Origin of the sequence: Aliidongia sp., assembly GCF_035943795.1 — a bacterium.
Taxonomy (GTDB): Bacteria; Pseudomonadota; Alphaproteobacteria; order ATCC43930; family CGMCC-115725; genus Aliidongia.
Window position 1 is genome coordinate 17,315 of record NZ_DASZBY010000009.1, and the last position, 25,752, is coordinate 43,066.

25 protein-coding genes are annotated in these 25,752 nt (G+C 67.4%); 4 read left to right on the top strand and 21 right to left on the bottom strand.

Going from position 1 to position 25,752, the window contains the following annotated elements:
* The first annotated feature begins 10 nt into the window (after nt 1–10).
* Both VGV37_RS01775 and VGV37_RS01780 read left to right on the top strand, forming a co-directional pair.
* The gene (locus VGV37_RS01775; protein ID WP_326877887.1) at nt 11–622 is read left to right on the top strand and encodes a VPLPA-CTERM sorting domain-containing protein; all 612 of its coding nucleotides are present in this window, start codon (nt 11–13) and stop codon (nt 620–622) included.
* 63 nt (nt 623–685) lie between these two features.
* Nucleotides 686–1,210: a DUF1993 domain-containing protein gene (locus VGV37_RS01780; RefSeq protein WP_326877888.1), complete on the top strand. Its 525-nt coding sequence runs from the start codon at nt 686–688 to the stop codon at nt 1,208–1,210.
* A gap of 26 nt (nt 1,211–1,236) precedes the next feature.
* On the opposite strand, the gene VGV37_RS01785 is transcribed toward VGV37_RS01780, so the two are convergent.
* The 14 genes from VGV37_RS01785 to VGV37_RS01850 form a co-directional block, all read right to left on the bottom strand.
* Nucleotides 1,237–1,542, bottom strand: a complete 306-nt coding sequence (locus VGV37_RS01785; protein ID WP_326877889.1) for a hypothetical protein — start codon at nt 1,540–1,542, stop codon at nt 1,237–1,239.
* The gene (locus VGV37_RS01790; protein ID WP_326877890.1) at nt 1,539–2,189 is read right to left on the bottom strand and encodes a cytochrome c oxidase subunit 3; all 651 of its coding nucleotides are present in this window, start codon (nt 2,187–2,189) and stop codon (nt 1,539–1,541) included. The genes VGV37_RS01785 and VGV37_RS01790 overlap by 4 nt, the downstream gene beginning before the upstream one ends.
* Nucleotides 2,182–3,807, bottom strand: coding sequence for a cytochrome c oxidase subunit I (ctaD, locus tag VGV37_RS01795; protein ID WP_326877891.1), 1,626 nt, complete (start codon nt 3,805–3,807; stop codon nt 2,182–2,184). The genes VGV37_RS01790 and ctaD overlap by 8 nt, the downstream gene beginning before the upstream one ends.
* Nucleotides 3,804–4,739 (bottom strand): cytochrome c oxidase subunit II, encoded by a 936-nt coding sequence (coxB, locus tag VGV37_RS01800; RefSeq protein ID WP_326877892.1) that lies wholly within the window; start codon nt 4,737–4,739, stop codon nt 3,804–3,806. The genes ctaD and coxB overlap by 4 nt, the downstream gene beginning before the upstream one ends.
* On the bottom strand, nt 4,736–5,521 hold the full coding sequence (locus VGV37_RS01805; protein WP_326877893.1) for an SCO family protein: 786 nt from the start codon (nt 5,519–5,521) through the stop codon (nt 4,736–4,738). The genes coxB and VGV37_RS01805 overlap by 4 nt, the downstream gene beginning before the upstream one ends.
* Entirely contained in the window at nt 5,518–5,886 is a 369-nt protein-coding gene (locus VGV37_RS01810) for a hypothetical protein (RefSeq protein ID WP_326877894.1), read from the bottom strand. The genes VGV37_RS01805 and VGV37_RS01810 overlap by 4 nt, the downstream gene beginning before the upstream one ends.
* Nucleotides 5,879–6,931: a hypothetical protein gene (locus tag VGV37_RS01815; RefSeq protein ID WP_326877895.1), complete on the bottom strand. Its 1,053-nt coding sequence runs from the start codon at nt 6,929–6,931 to the stop codon at nt 5,879–5,881. The genes VGV37_RS01810 and VGV37_RS01815 overlap by 8 nt, the downstream gene beginning before the upstream one ends.
* On the bottom strand, nt 6,928–7,422 hold the full coding sequence (locus VGV37_RS01820; RefSeq protein ID WP_326877896.1) for a cytochrome c: 495 nt from the start codon (nt 7,420–7,422) through the stop codon (nt 6,928–6,930). Before VGV37_RS01820 ends, VGV37_RS01815 begins: the two co-directional genes overlap by 4 nt.
* Nucleotides 7,419–7,928, bottom strand: coding sequence for a DUF3341 domain-containing protein (locus VGV37_RS01825; RefSeq protein WP_326877897.1), 510 nt, complete (start codon nt 7,926–7,928; stop codon nt 7,419–7,421). Before VGV37_RS01825 ends, VGV37_RS01820 begins: the two co-directional genes overlap by 4 nt.
* Nucleotides 7,925–9,262: an NrfD/PsrC family molybdoenzyme membrane anchor subunit gene (nrfD, locus tag VGV37_RS01830; protein WP_326877898.1), complete on the bottom strand. Its 1,338-nt coding sequence runs from the start codon at nt 9,260–9,262 to the stop codon at nt 7,925–7,927. Before nrfD ends, VGV37_RS01825 begins: the two co-directional genes overlap by 4 nt.
* Complete coding sequence (locus VGV37_RS01835) at nt 9,259–12,114, bottom strand: TAT-variant-translocated molybdopterin oxidoreductase (RefSeq protein ID WP_326877899.1); 2,856 nt, start codon at nt 12,112–12,114, stop codon at nt 9,259–9,261. Before VGV37_RS01835 ends, nrfD begins: the two co-directional genes overlap by 4 nt.
* Nucleotides 12,111–12,764 (bottom strand): cytochrome C, encoded by a 654-nt coding sequence (locus VGV37_RS01840; RefSeq protein ID WP_326877900.1) that lies wholly within the window; start codon nt 12,762–12,764, stop codon nt 12,111–12,113. Before VGV37_RS01840 ends, VGV37_RS01835 begins: the two co-directional genes overlap by 4 nt.
* Before the next feature lie 91 nt (nt 12,765–12,855).
* Nucleotides 12,856–13,791 carry an NADP-dependent oxidoreductase gene (locus VGV37_RS01845; RefSeq protein WP_326877901.1) on the bottom strand — a complete coding sequence of 312 codons (936 nt, stop codon included), beginning with the start codon at nt 13,789–13,791 and terminating at the stop codon, nt 12,856–12,858.
* Between the two features lie 251 nt (nt 13,792–14,042).
* Nucleotides 14,043–14,273 (bottom strand): general stress protein, encoded by a 231-nt coding sequence (locus tag VGV37_RS01850; protein WP_414637897.1) that lies wholly within the window; start codon nt 14,271–14,273, stop codon nt 14,043–14,045.
* Nucleotides 14,274–14,532: 259 nt separating this feature from the next.
* Between VGV37_RS01850 and VGV37_RS01855 the strand changes: the two genes are divergently transcribed.
* Nucleotides 14,533–15,420 (top strand): alpha/beta hydrolase, encoded by an 888-nt coding sequence (locus VGV37_RS01855; RefSeq protein ID WP_326877902.1) that lies wholly within the window; start codon nt 14,533–14,535, stop codon nt 15,418–15,420.
* 4 nt (nt 15,421–15,424) lie between these two features.
* Here the strand turns inward: VGV37_RS01855 and VGV37_RS01860 are convergent, their stop codons facing one another.
* The 7 genes from VGV37_RS01860 to VGV37_RS01890 all read right to left on the bottom strand — a co-directional run bounded on the left by VGV37_RS01860 (nt 15,425) and on the right by VGV37_RS01890 (nt 24,783).
* A complete protein-coding gene (locus tag VGV37_RS01860; RefSeq protein ID WP_326877903.1) occupies nt 15,425–17,644 on the bottom strand; it encodes a xanthine dehydrogenase family protein molybdopterin-binding subunit in 2,220 nt (739 codons plus the stop codon).
* Nucleotides 17,641–18,621 carry a xanthine dehydrogenase family protein subunit M gene (locus tag VGV37_RS01865; RefSeq protein ID WP_326877904.1) on the bottom strand — a complete coding sequence of 327 codons (981 nt, stop codon included), beginning with the start codon at nt 18,619–18,621 and terminating at the stop codon, nt 17,641–17,643. The genes VGV37_RS01860 and VGV37_RS01865 overlap by 4 nt, the downstream gene beginning before the upstream one ends.
* Before the next feature lie 2 nt (nt 18,622–18,623).
* Entirely contained in the window at nt 18,624–19,223 is a 600-nt protein-coding gene (locus VGV37_RS01870; protein WP_326877905.1) for a (2Fe-2S)-binding protein, read from the bottom strand.
* Nucleotides 19,224–19,307: 84 nt separating this feature from the next.
* Complete coding sequence (locus VGV37_RS01875) at nt 19,308–20,549, bottom strand: c-type cytochrome (RefSeq protein ID WP_326877906.1); 1,242 nt, start codon at nt 20,547–20,549, stop codon at nt 19,308–19,310.
* Nucleotides 20,542–22,044 carry a GMC family oxidoreductase gene (locus tag VGV37_RS01880; RefSeq protein WP_414637896.1) on the bottom strand — a complete coding sequence of 501 codons (1,503 nt, stop codon included), beginning with the start codon at nt 22,042–22,044 and terminating at the stop codon, nt 20,542–20,544. The genes VGV37_RS01875 and VGV37_RS01880 overlap by 8 nt, the downstream gene beginning before the upstream one ends.
* Before the next feature lie 275 nt (nt 22,045–22,319).
* Nucleotides 22,320–23,048, bottom strand: a complete 729-nt coding sequence (locus tag VGV37_RS01885; protein WP_326877908.1) for a gluconate 2-dehydrogenase subunit 3 family protein — start codon at nt 23,046–23,048, stop codon at nt 22,320–22,322.
* Between the two features lie 61 nt (nt 23,049–23,109).
* Entirely contained in the window at nt 23,110–24,783 is a 1,674-nt protein-coding gene (locus VGV37_RS01890; protein WP_326877909.1) for a methyl-accepting chemotaxis protein, read from the bottom strand.
* 284 nt (nt 24,784–25,067) lie between these two features.
* On the opposite strand from VGV37_RS01890, the gene VGV37_RS01895 reads away from it, so the two are divergent.
* On the top strand, nt 25,068–25,700 hold the full coding sequence (locus VGV37_RS01895) for a DedA family protein (RefSeq protein ID WP_326877910.1): 633 nt from the start codon (nt 25,068–25,070) through the stop codon (nt 25,698–25,700).
* The last annotated feature ends 52 nt before the right edge of the window (nt 25,701–25,752 follow it).

Consider the following 25,752-nt stretch of genomic DNA (forward strand, 5'->3'; position numbering starts at 1 on the left):
GGGAAACATCATGGGTTTCGTCAGGAAGCGGGCTTTCAGTGCGCTGTCTGTCGCGAGCCTCGGCATGCTCGCCGCGTCCAATGCTCACGCTGAATACATCGGCTATGTCTATCAAGACGGCACCAATGTCGTGGCGAGTGGTTCCGGCTCCCTCAACACATCCAGCCTGACTTTTACAGTACAAACGGCCGGCGCCACGACATCCGTCTATACTTCGATAGGATTTCAGACATTCGGCGACGTCTATCATGGCATCAATGTCTACGGGGGGTTTACCGGCCCGACGTCCTTCGGCACCGGCGGCCCGAAGCAGGCGGACAGCTATACGGGGTTCGGCACCGACATTCTGGCGGCGAACAACGAGATCGTCGTGGCACTGGGCTACGTTTCCGGCGAGCAGATTGCGGGCACGGCGGCTTTCGACAACACGACATTGTCCGCTCTCGGCTTCAACAACGGCACCTCCACCTGGACTTGGGGACGCGGCGACGGTGCGGACAGCATGGTTATAGAGGTCGGCACCGCACCTCCGGCCAGCGTCCCCGAACCCGCAAGCCTGGCCCTCCTCGGCGCCGGCTTCGCCGGCCTCGGTCTGTTGCGCAGGCGCCGCAAGACTGCATGACACGTCGCGGTCAGGGCATCGCTAGGCTATGATGCGGAATCGAATCTGCTCGCGAGCGAAGCGATGTCGACATTTCTCTATGACCTCAGCGTGCCGACCTTCCTGCAGACGATACGGTCCATCGGCGGCTTCCTTGGGCGTGCGGCTACGCATTTCGCAGACACGGGTGTCGATCCCGATAGCGTCGTGAACACCCGCCTCTTCGACGACATGGCCCCCTTCCATTTCCAGATCGAAGCGGCATGGCATCACTCCGTGTGGAGGGTCGAGGCTCTGAGGACCGGCACGTTCACCCCTCCCGCCCTGGTTGGACCTGCCCGCTTCGCCGACCTGCAGGCCATGATCGGCAAAGCGGAAATGGCGCTGGAGGCGTTCACTCCCAACGAAATTAACGGGTACGCAGGCAGGCACCTGGACCTTCAGATCGGCCCGCGGAGGCTTGCCTTCACGTCGGAGAGCTTCATCCTCTCCTTCTCACTGCCAAACTTCCATTTCCACGCGGTCACCGCTTACGACATCCTGCGCTCGCGCGGCGTGCCGCTCGGTAAGCGTGACTACGAGGGTCGGCTGCGCACCAGACCACCCTGAGATGGAAATCGGCCTCCGACGACGGTTCACGACCCGGCGTCACGGTCCGGATGCATCGCCCCCGCGACCGGCAGGATCGTGCGGGTGACATAATCGGCGCCCCCGAGCGTCACCAGCACCAGGATCCAGCACAGGCCGCTGATCGCGAAGATCGCGGCCAGCCGGGGCGCCGACGCGAGGCGCATGCAGGTGAGCGCGATCATGGCCGCCATGGCGAAGGCGACGATCAGGGCCGCCGGCATGGCCGCGGGTCCCAGCGGCAGATAGGCGAGCCCGAGCGTCGCGGCCAGCAGGGCCAGGAGCAGCAGCCAGCGCAGGGCGAGCGCTTTCATCCGCCTCTCCCGACCAGGTAGATCAGCGGATAGAGAAACAGCCAGACGATGTCGACGAAGCTCCAATAGAGCCCGACGACCTCGGCCGGCGTATGGTAGCGGGCCGAGAAATCCCCCCGTCGCGTGCGCCTGACGATATAGGCGACGAGCCCGATGCCGATGGCCAGATGGACCAGATGAATGCCGGTGGCGCTGTAATAGAACAGGTAGAAGATCTGGGCACCCGGCGTTTCGGCCAGCGCGAACCCGGCGCCGGGCACCAGATGCTCGTGGAAATCCTCGACATACTCGACCGCCTTCAGCCCAATGAAAGCCAGCCCGAGCGCCATGGTCGCGAGGCAGGCCCAGACCAGGCGCCGCATGTCGCCGACCCGGGCGAGCAGCAGGCCCGCCGTCAGGGTGAAGCTGCTGGTCAGCAGGATGGCCGTGTTGATCGTGCCGATCAGCACGTTGGCATGGCGCACCGCCGCCACGAACCCGGCCGGATACCACAGGCGATAGACCATGTAGGCGAACAACAGCGCGCCGAAGAACAGGATTTCCGTTGCCAAAAACAGCCACATGCCGACGAGGGCGGTGTCGGACTGGTGCCGCAGGTCCTCGTACTGCATGCCGACGGCAGGATGGCCCGCGCGGATCTCAGCCATGCTGCTGTGCGACCTCCGGCGGGGGATAGTTGTATGCCTCCTCGGTCACGGTCGGGATCTCGGCGAAATTCTCGGTCGGCGGCGGCGAGGGCGTGCGCCACTCCAGCCCGGTCGCCCGCCACGGGTTGGCCGGCGCCCGTTCCCCCCAGACCAGCGACCAGGTGAGATAGCCCAGCGGCAGCAGATAGGCCGCGGCCAGGATCGTGCTGCCGGCGGTCGACAGGATGTTCAGGATCTGGAATTCCGGCGCATAGGAATGATAGCGCCGCGGCATGCCCAGGTAGCCGAGGATGAATTGCGGAAAGAAGGTCAGGTTGAAGCCGAAGAAGATCAGGATCGCCGCGACCCGGCCCCACATCTCCGGATAGATCCGGCCGGTGATCTTGGGCCACCAGTAATGCAGCCCGCCGAAGAAGGCCGAGACCATGCCGCCCACCATGATGTAGTGGAAATGGGCGACGATGAAATAGGTCTGGGTCACATGGACGTCGACCACCAGCGACGCCAGGAACAGGCCGGTCAGCCCGCCGATGGTGAAGAGGCCGATGAAACCCAGCGCATATAGCATCGGGGCGTCGAACCGGATCGTGCCCTTGTGCAGCGTGCCCAGCCAGTTGAACACCTTGATCGCCGAAGGCACGGCGACGAGGTAGGACAGGATCGAGAACACCAGGCTGGCATAGAGCGACTGGCCGGCCACGAACATGTGGTGCCCCCAGACGAAGAAGCCGATGACCGCGATCGCGATCGAGGCCCAGGCGATGAACTTGTAGCCGAACACCTTCTTGCGGGCGAAGGTCGTCACGATCTCGCTGACCACGCCCATGCCCGGCAGGATCATGATGTAGACCGCCGGGTGCGAGTAGAACCAGAACAGGTGCTGGAACAGCAGCGGGTCGCCGCCCAGCGCCGGATCGAAGATACCGATGCCGAACAGCCGTTCCAGGCTCAACAGGATCAGGGTCATGGCCAGCACCGGCGTCGCCAGCACCATGATCACGCTGGTCGCGTAGAGCGACCAGAGGAACAGCGGCATGCGAAACCAGGTCATGCCGGGCGCGCGCAGCCGATGGATCGTGATCATGAAGTTGAGCCCGGTCGCGATCGACGAGAAGCCGGAGATGAAGATACCGACCACGGCCGCCACGACATGGCCCTTGGCATAGCTGGTCGAGAGCGGCGTATAGAGCGTCCAGCCGGTATCGACGCCGCCGAAGAACAGCGCATAGAGCGCCACCAGCCCGCCGATCATGAACAGGTACCAGCTGAACAGGTTGAGCCGCGGAAAGGCCAGGTCGCGCGCGCCGATCATCAGCGGCACGATGAAATTGCCCAAGGTGACCGGCACGGCCGGTACGAGGAAGAACCACACCATGATGATGCCGTGCATGGTGAACAGGCGGTTGTAGGTCTCGGCCGAGACCAGCGCCCCTTCGGGCGTCAGCAGGTTGAACCGGATCAGCGCCGCCGCCGCCCCGCCCAGGAAGAAGAAGCCGGTGATCGACGCCAGGTACAACAGGCCGATCCGCTTGTGGTCGTGGGTCAGCAGCCAGGACCGGATCGTCCAGCCGTCGGTCAGGTAGTTTACCGGTTCGGCCACCAGGCGTTCGGCGCTCATGGCTGCTCCTTGGCGGGTGCGCGCGATTTCAGGTAGGCGATCAGTTCGAACAGATCCTCTTCGCCGATCTGTCCGGCATAGGACGGCATCAGCGGCGCGAAGCCCGCGACCCGCTCGCCGTCCGGCTGGATGATCGCGTCACGCAGATAGCGATCGTCGGCCGTCACCATCCGGCCATCCTCGAGCGGCACCGGGCTGCCGTAGAGCCCGTCGAGCACCGGCGCCTTGGCGGTGCTGCCGCCCTCGTGGCAACCGGAACAGCCATAGCGGCGGAACAGCTCGGCCCCGGCGGCCGCCAGCGTCTCGGCCGGCGCCTCGGCGTCGAGCCAATGCTGATAGTCCGGCTGAGTCATGACATCGACCTCCCCGATCATGGCGGCATGGTCGGTGCCGCAGAACTGGGTGCAAAACAGGTGGAAATCGCCGGTCCGGGTCGCCTGGAACCACAGGGTCTCGTAGCGCCCGGGCAGCACGTCGTGCTTGACGCGAAATGCCGGGATCGCGAAATCGTGGATGACGTCCTCCGACGTCATGATCAGCTCGATCGGCGTATCGACCGGAATATGCAGCGCGTTGATCTCGCGCTGGCCGGCTGGATGCTCGATCTTCCACATCCATTGCTTGCCGACGACGTTGAGCTTGAGCGCGCCGCCTGGTGGCTGGTAGAGCCGGACATAGAGGTCGGCGCCCCAGACGAACAGGCCCAGAAACACCAGCAGGGTGGCACTGGTCCAGGCGATCTCGAAGACCCAGCTCTTCTCGGCCAGCGATCCCCGGTCGATCGGGCTGCCGGCGCGGTAGCGCACCACATAGAGCGCCATCAGGCCGAACACGAGCGCCATGACCGCGGTGCTGATGGCGAGCAGCGCCCAGAACAGGTGATCGACCTCGATGCCGCTCGAACTGGCGGCGGGCACGAACCAGCCGCTCATCGCGCCCTGCCCTCGCGCCGGAACGCCAGATAGAGCACGCCGCCGATCGTCGCCACGGTCAGCACGGCCGCCAGGCGCAACAGGTTTAGGATCGCCAGGCTGTAGCGGCCGGTCGTGGGGTCGTAGTGCCAGCAGGTCAGCAGGATCGCCCGGGTCATCGTCGCGACCGCACCGGTCGAGGCATCAAGCAACCCCAGCTTCAGGTCGTTCGCCCGATAACCTACGCCCAGCAGATAGCGCGCGACCCGTCCGTCGGGCGTCACCACGACCACGCCGGCCGGATGGATGAACTGCTTGAAGGACGGATCGAATCGGGCGCGATAGCCCACGGCCTGCTCCAGGCTCGCCAGCGCCGTTTCGGAGCCGGTCAGGAAATGCCAGCCTTCGGCGGCACCCGGGGTCGGGAACTCCATCAGATGCTGGTTCTTCGCCGCGGAGGCATCGGCCGGGGTCTCGGACGGATCGATGCTGACGGCGAGCAGATCATAGTCCTGCCCCGGCACCACGCCCGTCGCCTGGAGCCCGGTCAGCAGATCGCCCAGCACCACGCCGCACAGGTTCGGGCAATGGAAATAGACCAGCGCCAGCAGGGTCGGCCGACCGCGGATGAAATCGCCCAGGCGCACCGGCTCGCCGGCCTCGTCGGCGAGCCTCAGATCGAGCGGCAAGGTCGCACCCGGCTTCTGGTCGTAGGCGATGCCCAGCACGTCGCTCGGATCGGTCGAGGCGAGCGCCGGGCGGGCCAGCAGCAACGCCAGCAGGAGGAGCAGAACCGGCCTCATCGCGGCGCTCCGCCCGCGGGCCATCCGGGAATTCCATCGGCCGCGAGCCTGGCCATCGCGGCCCGGATCGGCACATGCACCACGCCATGGACCCGGTCGACCCAGCCGTAGCCGTCGAGCGCCTTCGCCTCTTCGGCGCGGAACGCCGCCATGTCCCTGGGCGGGCTGGTCTGCAGTTGCGGGTCGGCGAAGACGGGCAGCGGCCCGCCCAGCGAATGGTCCTTGAGCGTCCCGGGAAAGATCCACAACACGGCCAGCAGCGCGAAACCCAGCATGGCCAGCGTGGCGCCGCCCAGGATCAGGACGACGCGCGGCTCCATGTCGCTCGCCTCGCGGCGGGCCGGCGGCAGGACGGGCTCAGACATCGCGCAGCACCTCCCGCGCCTGGCCCATCCGATGGGCGAGCCAGCCCAGCGACAGGCCGGCGAACCCGATCATCGCCGCGAGGTCGATCCACCCGAAGCCGCCGCCGAGCGAGGGCAGCACCAGCCACCAGGCGCGCAACACCTCGACACCGATCAGCAGGGCCGCCGTTCCGGCGACGATACCCCGGCGCCGCTGGGCCGCCGCGGTCAGCAGCAGGAAGAAGGGGAGCAGGAAATGTCCGATCGCGATCAGGCCCGCGACCCAGCCCCATAGGCCTTGGCTGCGGCGCAGGTACCACGGGATCTCCGACGTCAGGTCGGACTGCCACACGATCAGGAACTGCATGAAATCGAGATAGGCCCAGAACACCACCAGGCCGATCAGCAGCCGGCCGAGGTCGGACCATTCGCCAGGGGTCGGGCGTGTCAGGAGTGCTGTCGCCAGCACGGCGATACTCAACCCCAGCAGCCCCTCGCCCGCCATGGTCAGCAGGCCATAGACGCTGGAATTGAACTGCGGATCGAGCGCCATGGTGGTGTCGATGGCGGCAAAGGTCACCGTGAAGGCGAGTAGCGCCAGACCTGGCGGCGCCAGCCGCCGCAGGGAAGCCTCGGCCGTAGCCCCGCGCAAGACGCGCAACGTCAACGCGCCCAGGCCGCACCAGAGGGTCAGATAGACCACGGCCCGGACCGCGAAGAACGGCGCGTTCAGATAGAAGCCCTTGCCGGCCGGCGCCGCATGGGTCAGCCAGGGATAGAGCCGTGCGGCCGTGAACAAGAGCGGCAGCGCCAGCGGCACGATCAGGAACAGCGCCGTCACGCCGGCGATCAGCGCCGGCCGCAGCACATCGCCCCAGCGCCCGCCGGTCAGGCTGTGGATCAGCAGCAAAGCCAGCGAGCCGAGCGGCCAACCGATGAACCAGCTGAATGCCGCGAGCCAGGCGCCGGCGAACGCGCCAGGCGCGATCGTCCAGCCCGCAAGCGCGGCCCCGAGACCCAGCGCACCGAGGACGAATGCAAGGAACCTGGCTGGGGACAGCGTCATTCGAGCGCGCCCCGGGCATCGGGCGGCACGTCGGCCATCGCGGCGTTCCGGCTCGCCTGCAGCGCCTTGACGTAGGCCGCGATGGCCCAGCGATCGGGCGGCCCGATGCGTCCAGCGAAGCCATACATCACGCCATGCCCCCCGGTGACGACGTCATAGAGATGTTGCGGCGACGCCTGGCGCAGCCGGTCGAGATCGAACGAGGGCGGCATCGGAAAACCGCGCTGGACGATCATGCCGTTTCCGGTGCCGGTCGCGCCGTGACAGGCGCTGCAATAGATGTCGTACCGCTCGCGCCCCCGCGTCAGCAGGGACAGGGTGACCGGCGGTGCCGCCACCGGGGCTTCCACGACGGCGACGATCCCGGCCGGCGGTGTCGCCGGGCTGCCGTCGCGCCGCGTGTAATGCTTCTCCTTGGGCTGGTTCGTCATGTCGTCGCACCCGGCGAGCCCGGCGGCCAGCACGAGCAGCAGGGCGAGCGGGCGCCTCATGCCTGCCACTCCGTGATGCGGACGACGTCGAGCGTCGCCAGCACCGGGCGCAGGCGGGCGGCATCGTCGGTCCGGATGGTCACCAGGTAGCCGTCGCGCGACCCGTTGCGAAAGATCGGCGCCGCCGTTCCTGGCACATGGAGGGCCGGCAGCCGGTTCGCGATCAGGAACCCGAAGAAGCCCGCCGCGATCGCCAGCAGCACGCCGATCTCGAAGGCGATCGGCACGAAGGCCGGCCAGGAATTGAGCGGTCGCCCGCCGATATCGATCGGGTATGAGACCGTGCTGGCATAGACCTCCATGCCGAAGCCGCCGATCACGCCGACGAGTGCCGCGATCAGGATGACCAGCGGGATCGCCGACGGCGGACCGGACAGCTTGCCGTCGAGTTCCGGGATCGCATGGGGCGTCACGGCATCGAGCGTCGCGAAGCCTTCGACCTGCAGATGGTCGACCGCGCGCACCAGCGCCGCCTCGCTGGCGAATTCGGCGATCAGCCCGATCATGGCCGCCCCCGACGCTTGGCGATCAACTCGCGCATCTCGAACATCGACAGCACCGGCAGCAGGCGCACGAACAGCAGGAACCCCGCGAAGAACAGCGCGACGGTGCCCGCCAGCGTCGCCCAGTCCCAGAAGGTCGCGTGATAGACACCCCAGGCCGACGGCAGGTTGGTGCGATGCAGGCTGGTGACGACGATCTCGTAGCGCTCCAGCCACATGCCGACGATGACGGCCAGGCTGATGGCCATGACCAGGGGCTGGCTGAGCCGCGCACGGCGCGACCAGAGCAGCTGCGGCGCCAGGATGTTGAACAGGATCGTGGTCCAATAGACCGGCGCGTAGAGGCCGAACGCGCGCTCCATGAACATGGTCACCTCGGCCGGCTCGGCGCCGTAGAACACCGAGAATGCGTCCATCGCATAGGCATAGGCGACGCACAGACTGCTGGTCAGCAGCAGCTTGCCCAGCACGTCCAGGTGGCGCTCGGTGATATAGGCCTCGAGCCGCAGCAGCCGGCGCAGAGGGATGGCCAGGAACAGCACGCTAGCGAAGCCGGACAACACGGCGCCGAACACGAAGAACGGCGGAAACTGCGTCGAGTGCCAGCCCGGCGTCTGGGCGCCCGCGAAATCCAGCCCCACGATGCTGTGCACCGAGACGACGAGCGGTGCCATGATCGCCGCCATCACGCCATAGGCGGCGCGATGATGCTTCCATTGCCGGGCGGTGCCGCGGAAGCCCAGGGCGAGCGAGCCATAGACGATCTGCCCCGTCCGGCCCGCTGCCCGGTCGCGCAGGCTCGCCAGATCCGGCAGCAGTCCCAGGTACCAGAACAGCACCGACGAGACGACATAGGCCAGGATCGCGAAGAAGTCCCATAGCAGCGGGCTGCGGAACTGCGGCCACAGCCCCATGCTGTTCGGGTACGGGAACAGCCAATAGAAGAACCAGGGCCGGCCCAGGTGCAGGATCGGGAAGATGCCGGCGCAGGCGGCCGCGAACAGGGTCATGGATTCGGCGATGCGGTTCAGCGCCGTGCGCCATTCGACCCGCATCAGGAAGAAGAACGCCGAGATGAAGGTGCCGCCGCTGGCGATGCCGATCCACCAGACGTAGTTGATGATGGCGAGGCCCCAAACCACCGGCCAGTCGATGCCCCAGATGCCGATGCCGGCATAGAACAGCCAGCCGACCGCGGCCCCCAGCAGGCCGAGCCCGCCCAGCGCCACGACGAAGCAGGGCAACCACCAGCGCAGCCGCCGGGTCAGCACGATGTCGCAGATCTCGTCGGTCATGCCGGCGGCGGTGACCTCGGGCGCCAGGATTTCCATCGTCATGCCGAGGGCTCCACGATCGCCGGGTTGGCATTGCGGACGCGACCTTCGTAAGTGACGCGCGGCTTGGTATTGAGCTCCCCCAGCAACGCGTAGGCGAGCGGGCTCGCCTTGCGCCGAGCGACGGCGCTCGCCTGGTCGCGGATGTTGCCGAAGCTGATCGCCTGGGTCGGGCAGGCGGCCTGACAGGCAGTCACGACCTCGCCGTCGCGGATCGCCCGATCCTCCTTGTCGGCGTCGATCCGCGCGGCGGCGATGCGCTGGATGCAGAAGCTGCATTTCTCCATGACGCCGCGGGCCCGGACCGAGACCTCCTGGTTGCGTGCCTGGATCGAGCGGACCTCGTCGCGCGCGAAGGCGAAATAGTTGAAGCGGCGGACCTTGTAGGGACAGTTGTTGGAGCAGAACCGCGTGCCGACGCACCGGTTGTAGACCATGACGTTGAGCCCTTCGGCATCATGCACGGTAGCGCCGACCGGGCAGACGACCTCGCACGGTGCCTCCTCGCAATGCATGCACAGCATCGGCTGCAGCAGGACCCGGGGCGCCTCGACCGAGCCTTCGAAATAGCGGTCGATGCGCAGCCAATGCATCTCGCGCTCGCGCAGCACCTCGTCCTTGCCGACGACCGGGACGTTGTTCTCGGCCTGACAGGCGATGACGCAGGCATTGCAGCCGATGCAGGCGTTGAGATCGATGCTCATGCCCCAAGCCATCGTGCCGGCGGGCTGTGGGGGATAGAGGGAGGCCTGCGGGTCGGGCGTCTGCAGGAATTGGCGATCGGCGGTGAAACCCGCAAGCGTGCCGTGGCGCACCACGCCGTCCGGCGCTGCATCGAGCGGGTTGTGATGCTCGGTCGTGGCCAGCGCGTAGGTGCCGCCGGCCTTCTCGACCGACAGCGGCCCGTCGCCGAGGGCCAGGAAATCGAACCCGGCGTTCTTGCCGACAGCGCCGACCTGGCGGCGGCCCCATCCCCGATGGGCCGTGACGCAATCCTCGGCCTGCCCCGGCTGGATCCAGACCGGCACGGTCAACGTGGCACCGCCGGCCGAGAGTTTTACCAGGTCGCCATTGCCGACGCCCAGCCGGCGGGCCAGCGCCGATGCCACCAGCAGCGGGTTGTCCCAGACCAGCTTCGTCAGCGGCCGAGGCAGCTCCTGCAACCAGGCGCTGTTGGCAAAGCGCCCGTCCCAGAGATACGGATCCGGACGCAGCAACAGCGTGATCTGCCGATCCGGCGGCGCCGGCAAGACCGTGGCGCCGGAGCGGAGTGGCGGATCGACGGGCCTGCCCGCGGTGCCCGAAACCACGCCCGACGAGAGCGCTCCGTGCCACGCGTCGTCGCTCAGTTTCGCCCAGGTCGCACGGACGATCGCATACCCGTCCGGCGCCCGGTCGCCGGCCAGCAGGGCCAGAACCTCGTGCGCGCTATGGGCGCCGAACAGCGGCTGGACCTGCGGCTGCAGGATGGTGACCGTGCCGTCATAGGCCCGGGCATCGCTCCAGGCTTCCAGCGGATGGGCTTCGGGCAGATGCCAGGTCGTAGCCTGCGCCGTCTCGTCGAGCTCGACGCCCAGCGACACGCTGAACGGCACCTGCTTCAGCGCTTCGGCGAAGGCGGGCGGCGCCGTGAATACCGGGTTCTCGCCGAGGATCAGCAGGTCCTGGATCCGGCCATCGGCCATGTCGGCGATCAGGTCTCCGAGCGAAGTCGCCTGGTCGATCGGCGCCGCCTCGACCGGTTCGATCAGGTCGAACGTCCGGCCTCGGCCACCCAGCGCCTCGTTCAAGGCATGGACCAGCGCATGGTACTCCGCCGGCTGCTGCGGCCCGATATGGATCAGCGCGCGCCCGGGATGGGCTGCCAGGTCCTGGGCGACGGCGGCCAACCAGGCCGGGGCGCCGGGCTGCGGCGAGCCCTGGCGTAGGATCGCGGCGGCGAGCGCGGTCAGTGCTTGGTGGATCTCGCGCGGTCCCGCGACGAAGCGATGATCGGCCATCACGCCGATGAGGTCGGGTGTGCTCTCGACCGCATAGACCCGGCTCATCGGCCCGGCGACGGGATTGCGCCGACCCGCGACGTCACGCGCATGGCGCAGGTGGCCGGGGGCGGTGCTCAACAGGTCGCTGTCGATCGCCAGGATCACGTCGGCCCGGTCGAGCCGGTAGACCGCTTCGACCGGACGGCCATAGGCCAGGCGCGCGCCCAGACGCACCGCGTCGCGCGACACGGCCTGGCATTGATGCCAGCGCATAAGGGGATATCGACCCTGCAGTGCTGCCAGCTGGGCCACCAAGGTCGGCGAAGTCACAGTGCCGGTCAGAATGCGCAGGCCGTCGCCCTTGCGCTGGTCGATCGCCGTGCGGCGCCGCTCGAATGCCTCCCGGAACGATGCCCAGCCAGCCTGCTGGTTGCCGTGGGACACGCCGTGGGACCGGTCGGGATCATAGAGGCTGAGGATCCTGGCCTGGGCGATCGGATCGACCGCGCCCAGGCTGGCCGGATGCGCCGGATTGCCCACGACCTGCATCGGCCGCCCCGCCTGATGGCGCACGCGGATGCCCGTCGCATAGCCATCCAGCACCGAGGCGGTGGCATATTCGTTCTCGATCCCCGGCACGATGCCGGGTGGCGCCTTGATGCCCGGAATGATCCGGCCCTTGGGATCGCCCGGATCGCAGCCGCCGAGGCCGAGCGCCAGGCTCGCTCCCATCAGCTTCAGTACCTGGCGGCGGTCCGGTCCCTCGGCCAGCACACGGGCGAGGCCGGGAAATTCCGCGGCGACGCGTGCGATGAAGGCTGGATCGCCCTCATGCTCGGCCAGGCTGCGCCAGGTCGGCGTGCGGGCGCTCATCGGTGGCAGATCGAGCAATCGGTCAGGCCGCGCCCGCCGATGTGATATTGCGCCATCAGCGCGTCGGGCGGCGGCGTCGCCGCCGTACGGTGCCAATCGGTATCGAACAGCGCTTCCTTCGGCCGCAGGTTGGGGCCGGGGTCGCGATGGCAATTCACGCAGAATTGCATCTCGAACGTCTGGGCCTTTTCAGTCAGCGCCATCTTGCCGACGTTGCCATGGCAGCTCTGGCACCCGACGCCCTTGGCGATATGGATGCTGTGATTGAAATAGACGTAGTCGGGCAGCGCGTTGACCCGGTTCCACACGATCGGCTGATGCCTGGCGAAGCTGGCGCGCACCGGTTCCAGCAGCTTGGCGCTGGTCCAGATCTGCGAATGGCAGGTCATGCAGGTTTCGGTCGCCGGCATGCCCGCGGTGGCCGACAGCTCGACGCTGGTATGGCAGAATCGGCAATCGAGCCCGAGGCCGGACACATGGTGCTCATGGCTGAACGGCACGGGCTGGTCCAGGACCCAGCCGACTGCGGAGGCATAGTCGGTGCGCGGTGCGAAGAACCACCAGCCCAATCCCGCCAACAGCACCTCCAGGAATACCAGCAGGGCCGCCTTCGCGATCAGGTTGGCGCTCGGCTCGAACACGCCCGCCATCGATAGCCACCCCTACCCCCTTGCCCACCGGCAGAGGCGGGTCGTGCGTTTCACTAACCGGCGAAACGCCTTGGGGGTTCCGGCCGCTGGATCAGTCGGCGACCTGAAGCACGATCTTGCCGCGCGGATGGCCGGTCGCCTGGTATTCCTGGGCGCGCCGCGCCTGGTCGAGATCGAAGATCGTGTCGACCGCGACCTCCACCTTGCCGTCGTCGATCAGGCGGCCGATCTCGGTCAGCTGTCGTCCGTCGGGCTGGGTCATGTAGCGGGCGGTGCGAACCTGCAGCTCCGCCGCCCGCTCCTTCGACGGCTCGGTCAGGGTCGAGATCAGCGCGCCGCCCCGCTTGAGGGCCGACCAGCTGCGCTCCTGCGTCTCGCCACCGATCAGGTCGAGGATCAGATCGAACGGGCCGGCGCTCTCGAAACGCTCCTTCTGATAATCGATCGCCCGTTCCGCCCCCAGTTCACGCACGAAGGCGAGATCGGCCTCCGATGCGGTCGCCGACACGTGGGCACCCACCGCGCGGGCGAACTGGATGGCGAAATGGCCGACGCCACCGCTGCCGCCATGGATCAGCACCTTCTGGCCGGCCTTCAGGTGGCCGTGATTGAACAGACCCTGCCAGGCGGTCAGCGCCGCGAGCGGCACGGCCGCCGCCTCGGTCGGCCCGAGCTTACGGGGCGGATGGGCGGCCTCGCTCTCGGCGACCAGGGCATATTCGGCATAGCCGCCATGGAACAGGCCCAGCATGGCGTACACATGGTCGCCGACCGCGAAACTGTCGACGCCTTCGCCCAGCGCTTCCACCTCGCCATAGATGTCGCGCCCCGGCGTGATCGGCAGCTTTTCAGCCGGGATCGGTGGGAATTTACCTTCGCGGGTCTTGAAGTCGACCGGGTTGACGCTGGCGGCCTGGACGCGGACCAGCAGTTCGCCCCGGCCCGGAACCGGCCGCTCGATGGTCTCGAGTTCCAGCTGCTCGACGCCGCCGAACCCGTGAATGCGGATCGCTTTCATGGTCGCCATGCGATTCTCCTGAATGATCAACGAGGATAGTCCAGAGGCGCCAGCCGCCGGCAGGGCATCTTTTGGCCATGCCGGTCCACGGCGGCGCCGGTAACGGCGCGCCCCTCATGAGACAATGCGCGACAACGCTCCCGGTTCCCCCCGCGGCGAAGGCGGCAAGGCCCCGCGCAGCGAAGCACGGGGCCTCGGGGCCTCATCGGTCGGACATCAGGATGGCGATCAACCGATCGAGGGCTTCCCGTTTGAGGGTGCTATCGGCACCCGCCTTTTTTGCCGGCCTCCGATGCTTTCTCGCGATCGTCGGCGACGTTGCCACTTGGCTTTCCGCTGCCCTGCTGGGGCGAGGACGGCTGGTGGCTGCTGGCTTGGCTATGGCCGCCATGGCTGTGCTCCCCGCCTTTCCTGCCGGCTTCGGAGGCACGTTGCGGATCATCGGCGAATTTGCCGCTGCCGCCGCGGTTCGTACCGGAGCCTTTGCTGATTGCTTGCCATTTCGATCTCTCCTTTTCGGGATGGACGATCCGGTCGCAAGCGATGACCGGATCCCGGACTCAAGGATTGGGATCCGAGATCCGTTCCACCATATTTCACCGTTCAACAAATTGACTGTATAAGAAGAAATACAGACGAATCCGTATCGCAAATATTGTTGATACTTCCGTGTATTCAACCAGAATACGAATCACGCAACCAAATGAATGCCGGCCGGTTCGATGAGAGATATCAAGCGCGGGGGAATCCATGTCTTTGTCCTACGCCCGAACCGACATTCTCGAGATCGTCTATGAAGCCGGCGGTCCGGTCGACGGGCTGCCGGTCATGCTGTTGCACGGCTGGCCTGATGCGCCGCGCGCCTGGAACGGCATTCTGCCGGATCTGCACAAGGCAGGCTTCCGCACCATCGTGCCGTTCCTGCGCGGCAGCGGGCCGACGCGGTTTCTATCGGGCGAAACGGTGCGGTTCGGCCATGGCGTGGCCTTGGCCCAAGACGCGATCGACCTGGCCGACCGGCTGGGCATCGACCGGTTCGCCGTGATCGGCCACGACTGGGGTGCCCGCGCCGCCTATACTCTGGCGGCGCTGTTTTCCGATCGGATCAGCCGCATCGCGGCACTGGCCCTGGCGTTTCAGCCACGCGGCGCGTTCGGCCTGCCGCAATTTCCCCAGGCGCGCCGGTTCTGGTACCAGTGGTTCATGGCGCTCGATCAGGGTGCGGCGGCGGTGCGGGCCGATCCGAAAGGCTTTGCACGTATCCAATGGGACACCTGGAGCCCGCCGGGCTGGTTCGACGAAGCGGAATTCGCCGCCACGGCCGAAAGCTTCGAGAACCCCGATTGGGTCGCGATCACGCTGAACGCCTATCGGGCCCGCTGGCGGCCGGAGGCGACCGACCTTCGCTATGCCGGCCTGCTGCGCCGGCTGGCGACGATCGAGCGCCTGTCGACGCCGACCCTGATGATCCAGGGCGGCGCCGACTGCTGCGACGAGCCAGCCTCGTCGGAGGGTTGGGAACCGTGTTTCGAGGGCGGCTACAAGCGGCTGGTACTCGACGGCGTCGGGCATTTTCCGCAGCGCGAGGCACCGGGCGCTGTCGCCGCCGCAGTGCTCGCCCATCTGATGGTCAACTAGCCCGCTAAGTCGACAGCCCCTCGATCAGCTTGTCCGGGCGGATCGGCAGGTCGCGGATGCGCTGGCCGGTCGCGTGATAGACCGCATTGGCGATGGCCGCCGCCGTGCCGACCATCGGCAATTCGCCGATGCCCTTGGCGCCGAGCGGGTTCACCTCGTCGTCCTGCTCGGCCACCATGATCACCTCGATCTCCGGCACGTCGAGATGCACCGGCACGAGATAGTCGGCGATGGTGGCATTGGTCACCCGGCCGGACCGGGCATCGATCTCGGTCGCCTCGGTCAGTGCCATGCCCACGCCGAACACGATGCCGCCGATCATCTGGCTGCGCGCGGTCTTGGCATTCATGATCCGGCCGGCGGCGAATGCGCCGACATGGCGGCGCACCCGTACCTCGCCCAGGTCCGGGTCGACGCTGACCTCCACGAACTGCGCGCCGAAGGAATGCATGGAGAATTGCTTCTTCTCTTCCCCCGGCTTGGTCGAGCCGGCGCCGTCGAGCGAGGCGCGGCCCTGGCGTCCGAGCAGCGCCTGATAGCTCTCGCCACGCGTCGTGTCCGTAGCGTGGATGATCCTGCCGTCCGCAATGTCCAGGTCCTTGACGTCGATTCCGCTGAGCGGCGAGGACGGATCCTGGCTGGCGAGTTGCAGCGCCTGGGCTCGCACGGCGAGGCAGGCCTCGCGGATCGCTGGGGCGATCGAGGCGATACTCTGCGACCCGCCGGAAACCGGCGCCTGGGGCAGGCTGGTGTCGCCCAGCTCTGCCCGGACCCGCTCGAGCGGCAGGCCCAGGTATTCGGCACCCAGCTGCGCCATCACCGTGTAGGTGCCGGTGCCGATGTCCTGCGACCCGCATTGCACGACCGCCGTCCCGTCCGCATGGAGCCGGACCTTGGCCGCGGCCTCGGACCGGTTGGCCGGATAGGTCGCCGTCGCCATGCCGAAGCCGATCAGAAGCCGACCGTCGCGCATCGAGCGCGGCTTGGCGACCCGGCGATGCCAGTCGAATGCCGCCGCCCCCTGCTCGTAGCAGGCGCGCAGGGTCTTCGACGAGAAGGGCTTGTCCTCGTGCTCGTCCCGCTCGGCGTAGTTCTTCAGTCGAAGCTCGACCGGGTCCATGCCGAGCGCCCAGGCCAGTTCGTCCATGGCGGATTCGAGCGCATAGACGCCGCTGGCCTCGCCGGGCGCGCGCATGAAGGTCGGCAGGCCTTGGTTGACCTTCGACAGACGATGGCTGACCGCGACGTTCGGGCAGGAATAGAGCATCTCGGACGCGAGCGCGACCGGCTCGCTGAACTCCCCGTAGCAGGAGTTCTGCGAGATGCCGTCGTGCAGGACGGCCGTCAGCCGCCCGTCCCGGCCGGCACCCAGCCGCACATGCTGCACCGTCTTTGGCCGGTAACCGTTCGAGGTGAACATCTGCCGGCGGGTCAGCACCAGCTTGACCGGCTTTCCGGTCATTTTCGCGGCCATGGCAGCGAGCGTGATGTGAGGCCAGCTCGATCCCTTGGTGCCGAAGCCGCCACCGACGAACGGGTTGACGACGCGCACCTGATCTTCGGCCAGGCCGAAGAAGCCGGCGACCGCCTTGCGATTGCCGAACACGGACTGGCTGGCGTTGTGCAGGAGCAATTGCCCGCCCTGCCATTCGGCCATGGTCGCGTGCGGCTCCATCGGATTGTGATGCTCGACCGGCGTACGATAGGTCTGGTCGATCTTGACGGCTGCTGCGTCGAAACTCGCCTGCGGGGTCCCGCGCGAGGAATCCGGCGGACGCATGCCGTTGCGGAAGCGCTGCGGCACGGTGGTGCCGGCCGGTGCGTCGCTCATCAGCGGCACGGCCTCATCGCGATTGTAGTGGATCTCGACCAGGACGGCCGCCTGCTGCGCGGCTTCGAACGTGTCGGCGATCACCACGGCCAGATGCTGGCCGTTGAACAGCACCTTGTCGTCCTGCAGCAGCGGAAAGCCCGGCGCCATGTCGCCCGCCTTGGCCAGGTCGAGCCGGGGTGCGTTCTCGTGGGTCATGATCTCGACCACGCCCGGCACGCGGCGCGCCCTGGCGGTATCGATGCTGGCGACTCCCCCGGCCGCGATCGTGCTCTGCACAAGGGCCGCGTAGAGCACCTGTCCCTGGTCGGGCTGGAATTCCGCGGCATAGCGGGCGCCGCCCGTGACCTTCAGCCGGCCATCGACCCGGTTGGCTGTGGTGATCGGGGTCATGTCTGGCCTCCCGCCTGTTCGAGCGCGCAGGCCACAGTGTTCTGCAACAGCCGTACCTTGAACCGATTTTCCGTGAGCGGCGATGCTTCGGCCGTCGACAGCTGGCCCGCGCGGGCCCAGGTGTCGGCCGTGGCCGGGGCGCCGACCAGTGCCTGCTCGACCGCCGGGAGGCGCCAGGGCTTGGTGCCGACGCCGCCGGCAGCGACCCGGGCGGCGCGGATGGTGCCGCCCTGGATGTCGAGCGCAACGGCGGCAGAGGTCAGCGCAAATTCGAACGACGCGCGGTCACGGACCTTGAGATAGTGGGACCGCCGGGTCCAGGCGCCTGCCGGCACCGTGACAGCCAGGATCAGCTCGCCCGGATGCAGCATGGTCTCGATGTCCGGATGGTCGCTCGGCACGAGATGCAGTTCCGTCACCTTGAGGTCCCGCTCGCCGTTCGGGCCGTGCAGATGGACCGTCGCGTCGAGCGCGGCCAGCGCCACGGCTAGGTCGGAGGCGTGGGTCGCGATGCAGTGGCGGCTGCCGCCGAAGATCGCGTGGGTTCGGTGATTGCCCTCGATCGCGGCACAGCCGGTGCCCGGCGCCCGCTTGTTGCAAGGCGAGGCCGTGTCGCGGAAATAGGTGCAGCGCGTCCGCTGCAACAGGTTGCCGCCGATCGTGCCCAGATTGCGGATCTGCGGGGCGGCGCTGGCCAGCAGCGCTTCGGAAATGACCGGATAGTCGCGCAGGACCGCCGGATGGTCGGCAACCTCGCCCATGCGTGCCATGGCGCCGAGGCGCAAGCCCTGGGCCGTGACCAAGATGCCGCCGAGATCGAGCCCTTCCAGGTCGATGAGCGCGCTCGGCCGGCGCACGTCGTCCTTCAGCAGTTGCATCAGGTCGGTTCCGCCGGCGATGTAGTCGGCACCGGGCGCGCGGCCGCGCGCGATGGTGTCGGTGATGCCGCGGCCTTGTTCCAGCGTGAAGGGCTGCATGTTCATGCCCTCCCGCTGGCTTGGCGGATTGCGGTCACGATGTTCGGATAGGCGCCACAGCGACAGATGTTGCCGCTCATCCATTCGCGGATGGAGCGTTCGTCCGTCGGTCGTCCTTCGTTCAGCAGGCCGGCCGCCGACATGATCTGGCCGGGCGTACAATAGCCGCATTGGAAGCCGTCATGCTCGATGAAGGCGGCCTGCAGGGGGTGCAGTTCCTCGCCATTGGCCAAGCCCTCGATGGTCTGCACCTCGCGATGGTCGAGCCGCGCCGCCAACAGCAGGCAGGCGTTCACCCGCTTGCCGTCGAGCAGCACGGTGCAGGCACCGCACGCGCCCATGTCGCAGCCCTTCTTGGTGCCGGTCAGGTGCAAGTGCTCGCGCAGCAGGTCCAGCAGGGTCGTGCGCGGGTCGATGCGGAGTTGCTGGTCCGTGCCGTTCAGCCGGATCGTCACCTGATGGAGTTCCGGCTTTCGGTCCGCGACGGGCGGTGGGGCGGCCAGCGCGTCTCCCAGGCTGGCCTGGCCGGCGACGGCAACCGCCCCGCCCGTGGCTGCCGTGTCGCGCAGGAACTCGCGGCGCGTCAAATTGCGGATCGTCATGCCGATCTCCCATGGTCCCGAAGCGGGTTCGGCATTCAACCCGTCAGACCGCGCCCGGTTCACCGGTGCGACGCATTGGCCCGGTCAGTCGGTCCGTTCGGCGAGATCCCGGCGTGCGTGGCCGACGTCGCTGCCCGTCACGGCGGGCGCGGCATTGCCCCAGGCGTTGCGCACATAGGTCGCGACGGCCGCGACCTGGTCGTCGCTCAGCAGCCAGGCAAAGGACGGCATCGCCGGAGCGGTCGGGGCCGTCTCGGTCGCGACGCTGCGGGTACCGCGCAGCACGACATGCAGCAGCGACGCCGGGTCGCTCGACTGGACGCCGGACGCGCCCGCCAGGGCCGGGAACAGCCCCGGCACGCCGGTGCCCGTCGATGCGTGACAGGCCGAGCATTCGTCGGCATAGATCGCGGCACCCGCCGTCATGACAGTGTCGGACGGCGCTGCAGGAGCCGGCTGGTCCTGGCCCGGCTGGTCCTTCAGATAGACGGCGACGGCCTGCAGGTCGGCGTCCGCCATTTTCGAGCTCGACAGCGCCACTTCCTCCGCCATCGGACCCGAGGCCGCGGCCCCTGCGGTGTGACCGCTCTTCAGATAGGCAACGATCTCCCCGGTCGTCCAATGGCCGAGGCCGCTGCGCGCGTCGTTGGTAATGTTGGGTGCGAACCAGCCTTGCAGCGCATAGCCCTGGAGATGGCTGGCCGACTTGTCGCCGCCCAGGAAATTCTTCGGCGTATGGCAGGCGCCGCAATGCATCGGCCCTTCAACCAGATAGGCGCCGCGATTCCACTCCTCGCTCTTGCCCGCCACCGGCTGGAAGGCGCCAGGCGTGAAATAGAGCGCGTCCCAGGCGGCCATGCCGAGGCGGATACTGAACGGAAACGGCAGCTGGTTGGCGACCACCGGATGATGCGCCGGCGGCACCGAATTCAGATAGGCGCGGATGGTCAACGCATCGTCTCGGCTGAGCTTCGTCATGGAGGGATAGGGCATGGCCGGATAGAGATGGGCCCCGCCGCGCCCGGTGCCTCTGGTCAGCGCACCGACGAACTCGTCGTCGGTCCAGGCGCCGATGCCCGTCTCGCGGTCGGGCGTGATGTTGGGTGCCAGCAGCGTGCCGAACGGCGTCTCGATCGGGCGGCCGCCGGCGAACTGCTGGCTGCTGCCCTGCTGGGTGTGGCAGGCGGCACAGTCGCCGACGATGGTCAGGTAGCGGCCGCGATCGGTCCGGCCGAAATCCTGCGGACCCTCGGCAGCCTCGGTCGCGCGGCAACCGGCGAGCGCCAGAACCGCCAGGACGAGCCGCAGGGCGGTCGGGCTACGCATCGATCGGTCGCCCGGGATTCTTCAGGTATTTCTCGCGGATCGCCTTCGCCGACCAATAGGCCAATGCTGCGACCGTGCCGGTCGGATTGTACCCGGCATTCTGTGGAAAGGCCGAGGCGCCCTGGACGAACAGGTTCGGCACGTCCCAGCTCTGCAGGTATCGATTGAGCGCGCTATTGCCCGGATCGGTGCCCATGATCGCGCCGCCGCACAGGTGCGAGGTCTGGTATTTGGTGATGTCGTAGGGGCCTTTGCGCGGCTGCTTGGCGACCTGGTTCGCCCCCATCGCCTGGATGATCTCGGCATATTTGTCGGTGAGGAACGCGCTCATCCTGAGCTCGTTGTCGTGGAGATCCATGGTCATGCGCAGCAACGGTCGGCCGAACCGATCCTTCCAGGTCGGATCGAGGTCGAGGTAGTTCGTGCGATAGCTGGCGCAGGCGCCATGCACGCCGGTGCCCGCATAGACCGTGCTCAGATAATTATCCTTGACCGCCTGCTTCCATCGGGCGCCCCAGGCGGGCGTGCCCGGCGGCAGTTGCTGGGTCATCTCGATCGGCCGGCCGTTGGTCTGGACCTGCCCCATGTAGCCGCCGCCGACGAAGCCGTGAGGACCATGATCGAAATTGTCGCCGTTGAACTCGTCGATGCACATGCCGATCGAGCCTGACGACACGAACGGGTTGAAATTGAACTTGGCCTTGTCGAAGAAGCCGGTCGCGGTCGACACCGTCTGATGCGAGAAATTGCGCCCGATCTGGCCCCGGCCCGATTTCGGATCGTAAGGCGTGCCGATGCCCGACAGCAGCAGGAGCTGCACGTTGAACAGCTGGAACGCACAGAGCAGCACCAGCTCGGCCGGTTGCTCCCATTCCTCGCCGGAGCTGTCGACGTAGGTGACGCCAGTGGCGCGCTTGCCGCCGCGGTCGAGGTTGATGCGCGTCACCTCGCATTCCATGCGCGCCTCGAAGTTGGGCTTGCGCACCAGCACCGGCAGGATCGTCGTCTGCGGCGTCGCCTTGGAATAATTGCCGCAGCCGAACCATTCGCAGAAGCCGCAATAGGTGCACGGTCCCATCTGGACGCCGAGCGGGTTGGTATAGGCCTGCGAGAGATTGCCGGACGGCTGCGGGAACGGCTTGTAGCCCAGATTCCGGGCGGCCTCGGCGAACAAGGTATGGCTGAACGGCTGCTTTTGCGCCGGGGTCGGATAGGGCCGCGAGCGCGGTCCCTCGAACGGGTTGCCGCCGTTCTGGAGCGCGCCTTTCAGATTGCCGGCGGTGCCCGACGTGCCGCACAGATATTCGAACCGGTCGTAGTGCGGCTCCAGCTCGTCGTAGCCGATGCCCCAGTCCTGGATCGTCATGTCTTCGGGCAGAACCTTCGCGCCATAGCGCTGGGTCACATGGGACTTGAAGGCGAAGTCGGTGGGTGCGAAACGCCAGGTCTCGGCATTCCAATGCACCCCGGCGCCGCCGGCGCCGTTGCCCAGCATGAAGGCGCCCCAGCTGCGCACCGGCAACGCCGTCTGGTCGAGATTGTTGCGGAACGTCAGCGAGGCCTGCGCCGGCCGCAGGAACAGCTCGTGGCGCAGGCGATAGCGCAGCTCGTCGGGCGAATAGGACGGCGGGAAGTCGGACGCCGTATCGCGCCATGGCCCGCGCTCGATCGCGACCACGTCGAGCCCGGCGTCGGTCAGTTCCTGAGCCAGGATCGAGCCGGTCCAGCCCAGCCCGATGATGACGACATCCTTGGCCGGCAGCTTGCGGCTCATAGCGACCAGTCCGGATGCAGGCCGATGCCGATCGGCGGATGGGGATAGCGCTCGTTATGGCGGTCGACCCAGTCCCGATAGTCGTAGCGGGCGCCAGGGAAGCCGATCATCTTCCAGGACGCCATGTCCTTGTTGCCGCCATAGATCGGGTCGGCGAAGAAGCCCTGCCGGGTGTCCTTGAGCAGCTGGTCGAAGAAGTCCGACCCGCTCCTGCCTTCGATCTTGATCGAGCCGTTCTCGAGGTTGCCGATGACCTCGTCCTGCTTGTCGCCGGCCAGCCTCGCGAACGGCAGATCGCCGTAGCTCGCCCGGCAATGGCGATCGAGGGCGGCCAGGGCCAGGCGGTATTGCTGGGCCGGCGTGACCGGAGACTGCGGCCCCTGCTGCTTGGTGCCCGGCTGGAACGGCGCGCCCATGTAGAGCCCGTCGAACCGGCCGTAGGGACCGGCAAGCTGCCGGTCGATGAAGATGGCGCAACCGGCATCCTTGCCGCCCGGTGTCTCCGGGTCGGGCGGGATGAGGCGATCGGCCAGCGCCTCGACCGCCGCCCCCTCGGCCGGCGTGAAATAGACCCAGGGCCCCGGCATCACCCGCGTCGGCGGATCCGACTTGCCGGGCGTCCAGGGCAAGGCGCCACGGATGATCGAGGCGAATGAGGATTTCGGCAGGATGAACAGGGCGACCGCCGAGGTCGCGAGGAGGTGCCGGCGGCTGATGATACGCACGAAAACCTCCGGGCTGGTTTGCCTGCTGTGCCAACAGGCAGCCGGAGGGACTGGTTCCCCTTCAGGCGGCCCGCACCGCCGCCATGAAGGTCGCGACTTCCGATCGCAGGCGCTCTGCCTGCTGGGACAGCTCGGTGGCCGCCCCCAGCACCTGGCTCGCGGCCGCACCGGTCTCGGTCGCCGCGGCGGAAACCGTGCCGATGCTGTCGGCGACCTGCTGGGTGCCGCCGGCCGCCTGCTGGACGTTGCGCGTGATTTCGCCGGTCGCGGCGCCCTGCTCCTCGATGGCCGCCGCGATCGCCGCCGTGACCTGGCTGATGTCGGTGATGATCGTGCCGATGCTGCCGATCTCGTCGGCCGTGTTCTTGGTCGCACCCTGGATCGCCGTGACCTGGGCCTGGATGTCGTCGGTCGCCTGGGCGGTCTGGTTGGCCAGGGTCTTGACCTCGGATGCCACCACAGCAAAGCCCTTGCCGGCATCGCCGGCCCGCGCCGCCTCGATCGTCGCATTCAGGGCCAGCAGGTTGGTCTGGCTGGCGATACCCTGGATCAGGCGCACCACTTCGCCGATCTTCTGGGCCGCTGCGGCAAGTCCACCGACCGCCTGGCTCGTCCGGCCCGCCTGGTCGACCGCCTGGCTCGCGATGGCCGAGGATTGGGTCACCTGGCGGCCGATCTCGCCGATGGACGCCGACAATTCCTCCGATGCCGCGGCCACGGTCTGCACGTTGGCCGCAGTCTCTTCGATCGAGGATGCCACGACCGCGCTCTGCCGTGTCGCCCGTTCGGCCGTGTTCGACATGGTTTCGGCCGCGGACTGCAGTTCGGTCGACGACGAGGCGACGGCATCGACGATCCCCTTGACGCTGCGCTCGAACCCGTCCGCCATCCGGTTCATGGCCGCCCGCTGTTCCGCCTCGGCATTCGCCTTCTGCGCTTCCTGCTCGGCACGCAGCCGATCGGCCTCGATCATGCTTTCCTTGAAGACGGCGACGGCGTTCGCCATGTCGCCAATCTCGTCATGGCGATGGGTGCCGGGGATCCGGGTCGCCTTGTCGCCCGCCGCCAACCGCTTCATGACCTGCGTCATGCCCTGGATCGGTCGCGAGATCCCGGCCCTCAGCCAAAAGGCGATACCGATCGACAGCAGGATTCCGACCGCCGACAGGATGAGGCTGAGCACGCTGCCGCGGTGGCCGGCACTGTCGAACGCTTCGTCGGACGCTTCGGCGTTTTTCTTCTGGATTTCGCGGTACTCCACCAGCGCTTCCGTCATCTTCTCGCGGGCGCCGTCGATCTTGCCGTCGAGCGTCCGGATGGCCGGTGTCAGGTCCGGCGTCTTTTCGAGTTCCGGCAGCATCTCGGCTTCGAAGATCCTGATGATTTCCTGCAGGCCGACGCGCGCATTCCGCAGCAAATCCTTTTCCCGGCCCTCGGCAGCCGTCCGGTCGAGCTTGGACAGCGTGTCGGTGACCCGGGCCTTCTGAACCGCCCAGTCCTTGCGAGTCTGGGCGAGATCCCGATTGATCTCCGCATCGGCCACGACCGTGTAGAGTTCGCCGCCGGCGCCCGCCAGCTCGGTGACATCGAGCGCGATATTCACGCTTTCCATCCCCCGGTCCTGCAACGCGCGCTGATCCTGCAGCGTGACGTAGAAGGCGCCCGACAGCGCCAGGAAGATCAACACCGTGAGCGCTGCACCGAGCAGGAGCTTGCCGGATAGCGTCAATCTCATTTCGATCTCCCGGGGTAGGCCACGTCGCTTTCGGATGGAAAACGGCCCTGGCTCGGCTCCAGCACGGTCGCAAGCGAGCCGAGGACGACCGCGGCAGCTCGTCCGACGAATTTAGTCCGCCGTGCTTTCGGCTGCAAACGGATCGTTTCGGCACCCGGGGCGGCTGCCTGGCCCTGGCCGCGTGGAACCTTGCGATACCGCGCGCATTGGACCCAGGATCAGTTCTTCGAACCAAAGGCTCCCACCTTCATGCCAACGCATCCCGCCCGCGCCGGCCCGTCGCGGTGAGCAGCATCCTGCACGAGTATGTGATGCCGCTGATCCGCGAGCATGGCGTGCTCGCGATCGGCGGCATCACCATGATCGAGAGCATGGGCATCCCGGCCCCGGGCGAAAGCGCCGTGATCGCGGCGGCCATCTATGCCACGACCACCCATCAGTTCGGCATCGTCCCCCTGGTCGCCTCGGCGGCGGCCGGCGCCATCATCGGCGACAACATCGGCTACCTGATCGGCCGCGGCATCGGCTTCCGACTGATCCATCGTTACGGCCGCAAGATCGGGCTGACCGAACCGCGCATCAAGCTCGGCCGCTACCTGTTCCTGCGCCACGGCAGCAAGGTCGTGTTCTTCGGCCGTTTCGTCGCCGTGCTGCGCACCTTCACGTCGCTGCTCGCCGGCGCCAACCGGATGGACTGGAAGCGGTTCCTGCTGGCGAATGCTTTGGGTGGGATCTTCTGGGCCTCGCTCTACGGCTTCGGCGCCTATGCGCTGGGCCACGAGATCCGCCGGCTCGAAGCCCCGCTCGCCATCGGCCTGGGCGTCGTCGCCGCCGTCGTCATCGGCGCGATCATCGTCCTGCTGCGCCGCCACGAAGCGCGGCTCCAGCAGGAAGCCGAGCAGGCGATCACGGACTAGCCCCGAGAGTGTCGAGACACACCCTCACCCGTGGTCCGCGTCCTTGTCCCAG

Excerpts from the sequence above, each read along its gene's own strand:
- VGV37_RS01825 (WP_326877897.1), bottom strand. The coding sequence starts at position 7,928 with ATGATCGGGCTGATCGCCGAATTCGCCAGCGAGGCGGCGCTGGTGCGC.
- VGV37_RS01805 (WP_326877893.1), bottom strand. The coding sequence starts at position 5,521 with ATGAGGCCGGTTCTGCTCCTCCTGCTGGCGTTGCTGCTGGCCCGCCCG.
- VGV37_RS01855 (WP_326877902.1), top strand. The coding sequence starts at position 14,533 with ATGTCTTTGTCCTACGCCCGAACCGACATTCTCGAGATCGTCTATGAA.
- VGV37_RS01775 (WP_326877887.1), top strand. The coding sequence starts at position 11 with ATGGGTTTCGTCAGGAAGCGGGCTTTCAGTGCGCTGTCTGTCGCGAGC.
- VGV37_RS01880 (WP_414637896.1), bottom strand. The coding sequence starts at position 22,044 with ATGCTGGGCAACGGCGCCGGCGGCGCCGGGGTGCATTGGAATGCCGAG.
- VGV37_RS01820 (WP_326877896.1), bottom strand. The coding sequence starts at position 7,422 with ATGAGGCGCCCGCTCGCCCTGCTGCTCGTGCTGGCCGCCGGGCTCGCC.
- VGV37_RS01840 (WP_326877900.1), bottom strand. The coding sequence starts at position 12,764 with ATGGCGGGCGTGTTCGAGCCGAGCGCCAACCTGATCGCGAAGGCGGCC.
- VGV37_RS01865 (WP_326877904.1), bottom strand. The coding sequence starts at position 18,621 with ATGCAGCCCTTCACGCTGGAACAAGGCCGCGGCATCACCGACACCATC.
- VGV37_RS01870 (WP_326877905.1), bottom strand. The coding sequence starts at position 19,223 with ATGACGATCCGCAATTTGACGCGCCGCGAGTTCCTGCGCGACACGGCA.
- nrfD (WP_326877898.1), bottom strand. The coding sequence starts at position 9,262 with ATGACGATGGAAATCCTGGCGCCCGAGGTCACCGCCGCCGGCATGACC.
- VGV37_RS01810 (WP_326877894.1), bottom strand. The coding sequence starts at position 5,886 with ATGTCTGAGCCCGTCCTGCCGCCGGCCCGCCGCGAGGCGAGCGACATG.
- ctaD (WP_326877891.1), bottom strand. The coding sequence starts at position 3,807 with ATGAGCGCCGAACGCCTGGTGGCCGAACCGGTAAACTACCTGACCGAC.
- VGV37_RS01780 (WP_326877888.1), top strand. The coding sequence starts at position 686 with ATGTCGACATTTCTCTATGACCTCAGCGTGCCGACCTTCCTGCAGACG.
- VGV37_RS01815 (WP_326877895.1), bottom strand. The coding sequence starts at position 6,931 with ATGACGCTGTCCCCAGCCAGGTTCCTTGCATTCGTCCTCGGTGCGCTG.
- VGV37_RS01835 (WP_326877899.1), bottom strand. The coding sequence starts at position 12,114 with ATGAGCGCCCGCACGCCGACCTGGCGCAGCCTGGCCGAGCATGAGGGC.
- VGV37_RS01790 (WP_326877890.1), bottom strand. The coding sequence starts at position 2,189 with ATGGCTGAGATCCGCGCGGGCCATCCTGCCGTCGGCATGCAGTACGAG.
- VGV37_RS01845 (WP_326877901.1), bottom strand. The coding sequence starts at position 13,791 with ATGGCGACCATGAAAGCGATCCGCATTCACGGGTTCGGCGGCGTCGAG.
- VGV37_RS01875 (WP_326877906.1), bottom strand. The coding sequence starts at position 20,549 with ATGCGTAGCCCGACCGCCCTGCGGCTCGTCCTGGCGGTTCTGGCGCTC.
- VGV37_RS01860 (WP_326877903.1), bottom strand. The coding sequence starts at position 17,644 with ATGACCCCGATCACCACAGCCAACCGGGTCGATGGCCGGCTGAAGGTC.
- coxB (WP_326877892.1), bottom strand. The coding sequence starts at position 4,739 with ATGAGCGGCTGGTTCGTGCCCGCCGCCAGTTCGAGCGGCATCGAGGTC.
- VGV37_RS01785 (WP_326877889.1), bottom strand. The coding sequence starts at position 1,542 with ATGAAAGCGCTCGCCCTGCGCTGGCTGCTGCTCCTGGCCCTGCTGGCC.
- VGV37_RS01890 (WP_326877909.1), bottom strand. The coding sequence starts at position 24,783 with ATGAGATTGACGCTATCCGGCAAGCTCCTGCTCGGTGCAGCGCTCACG.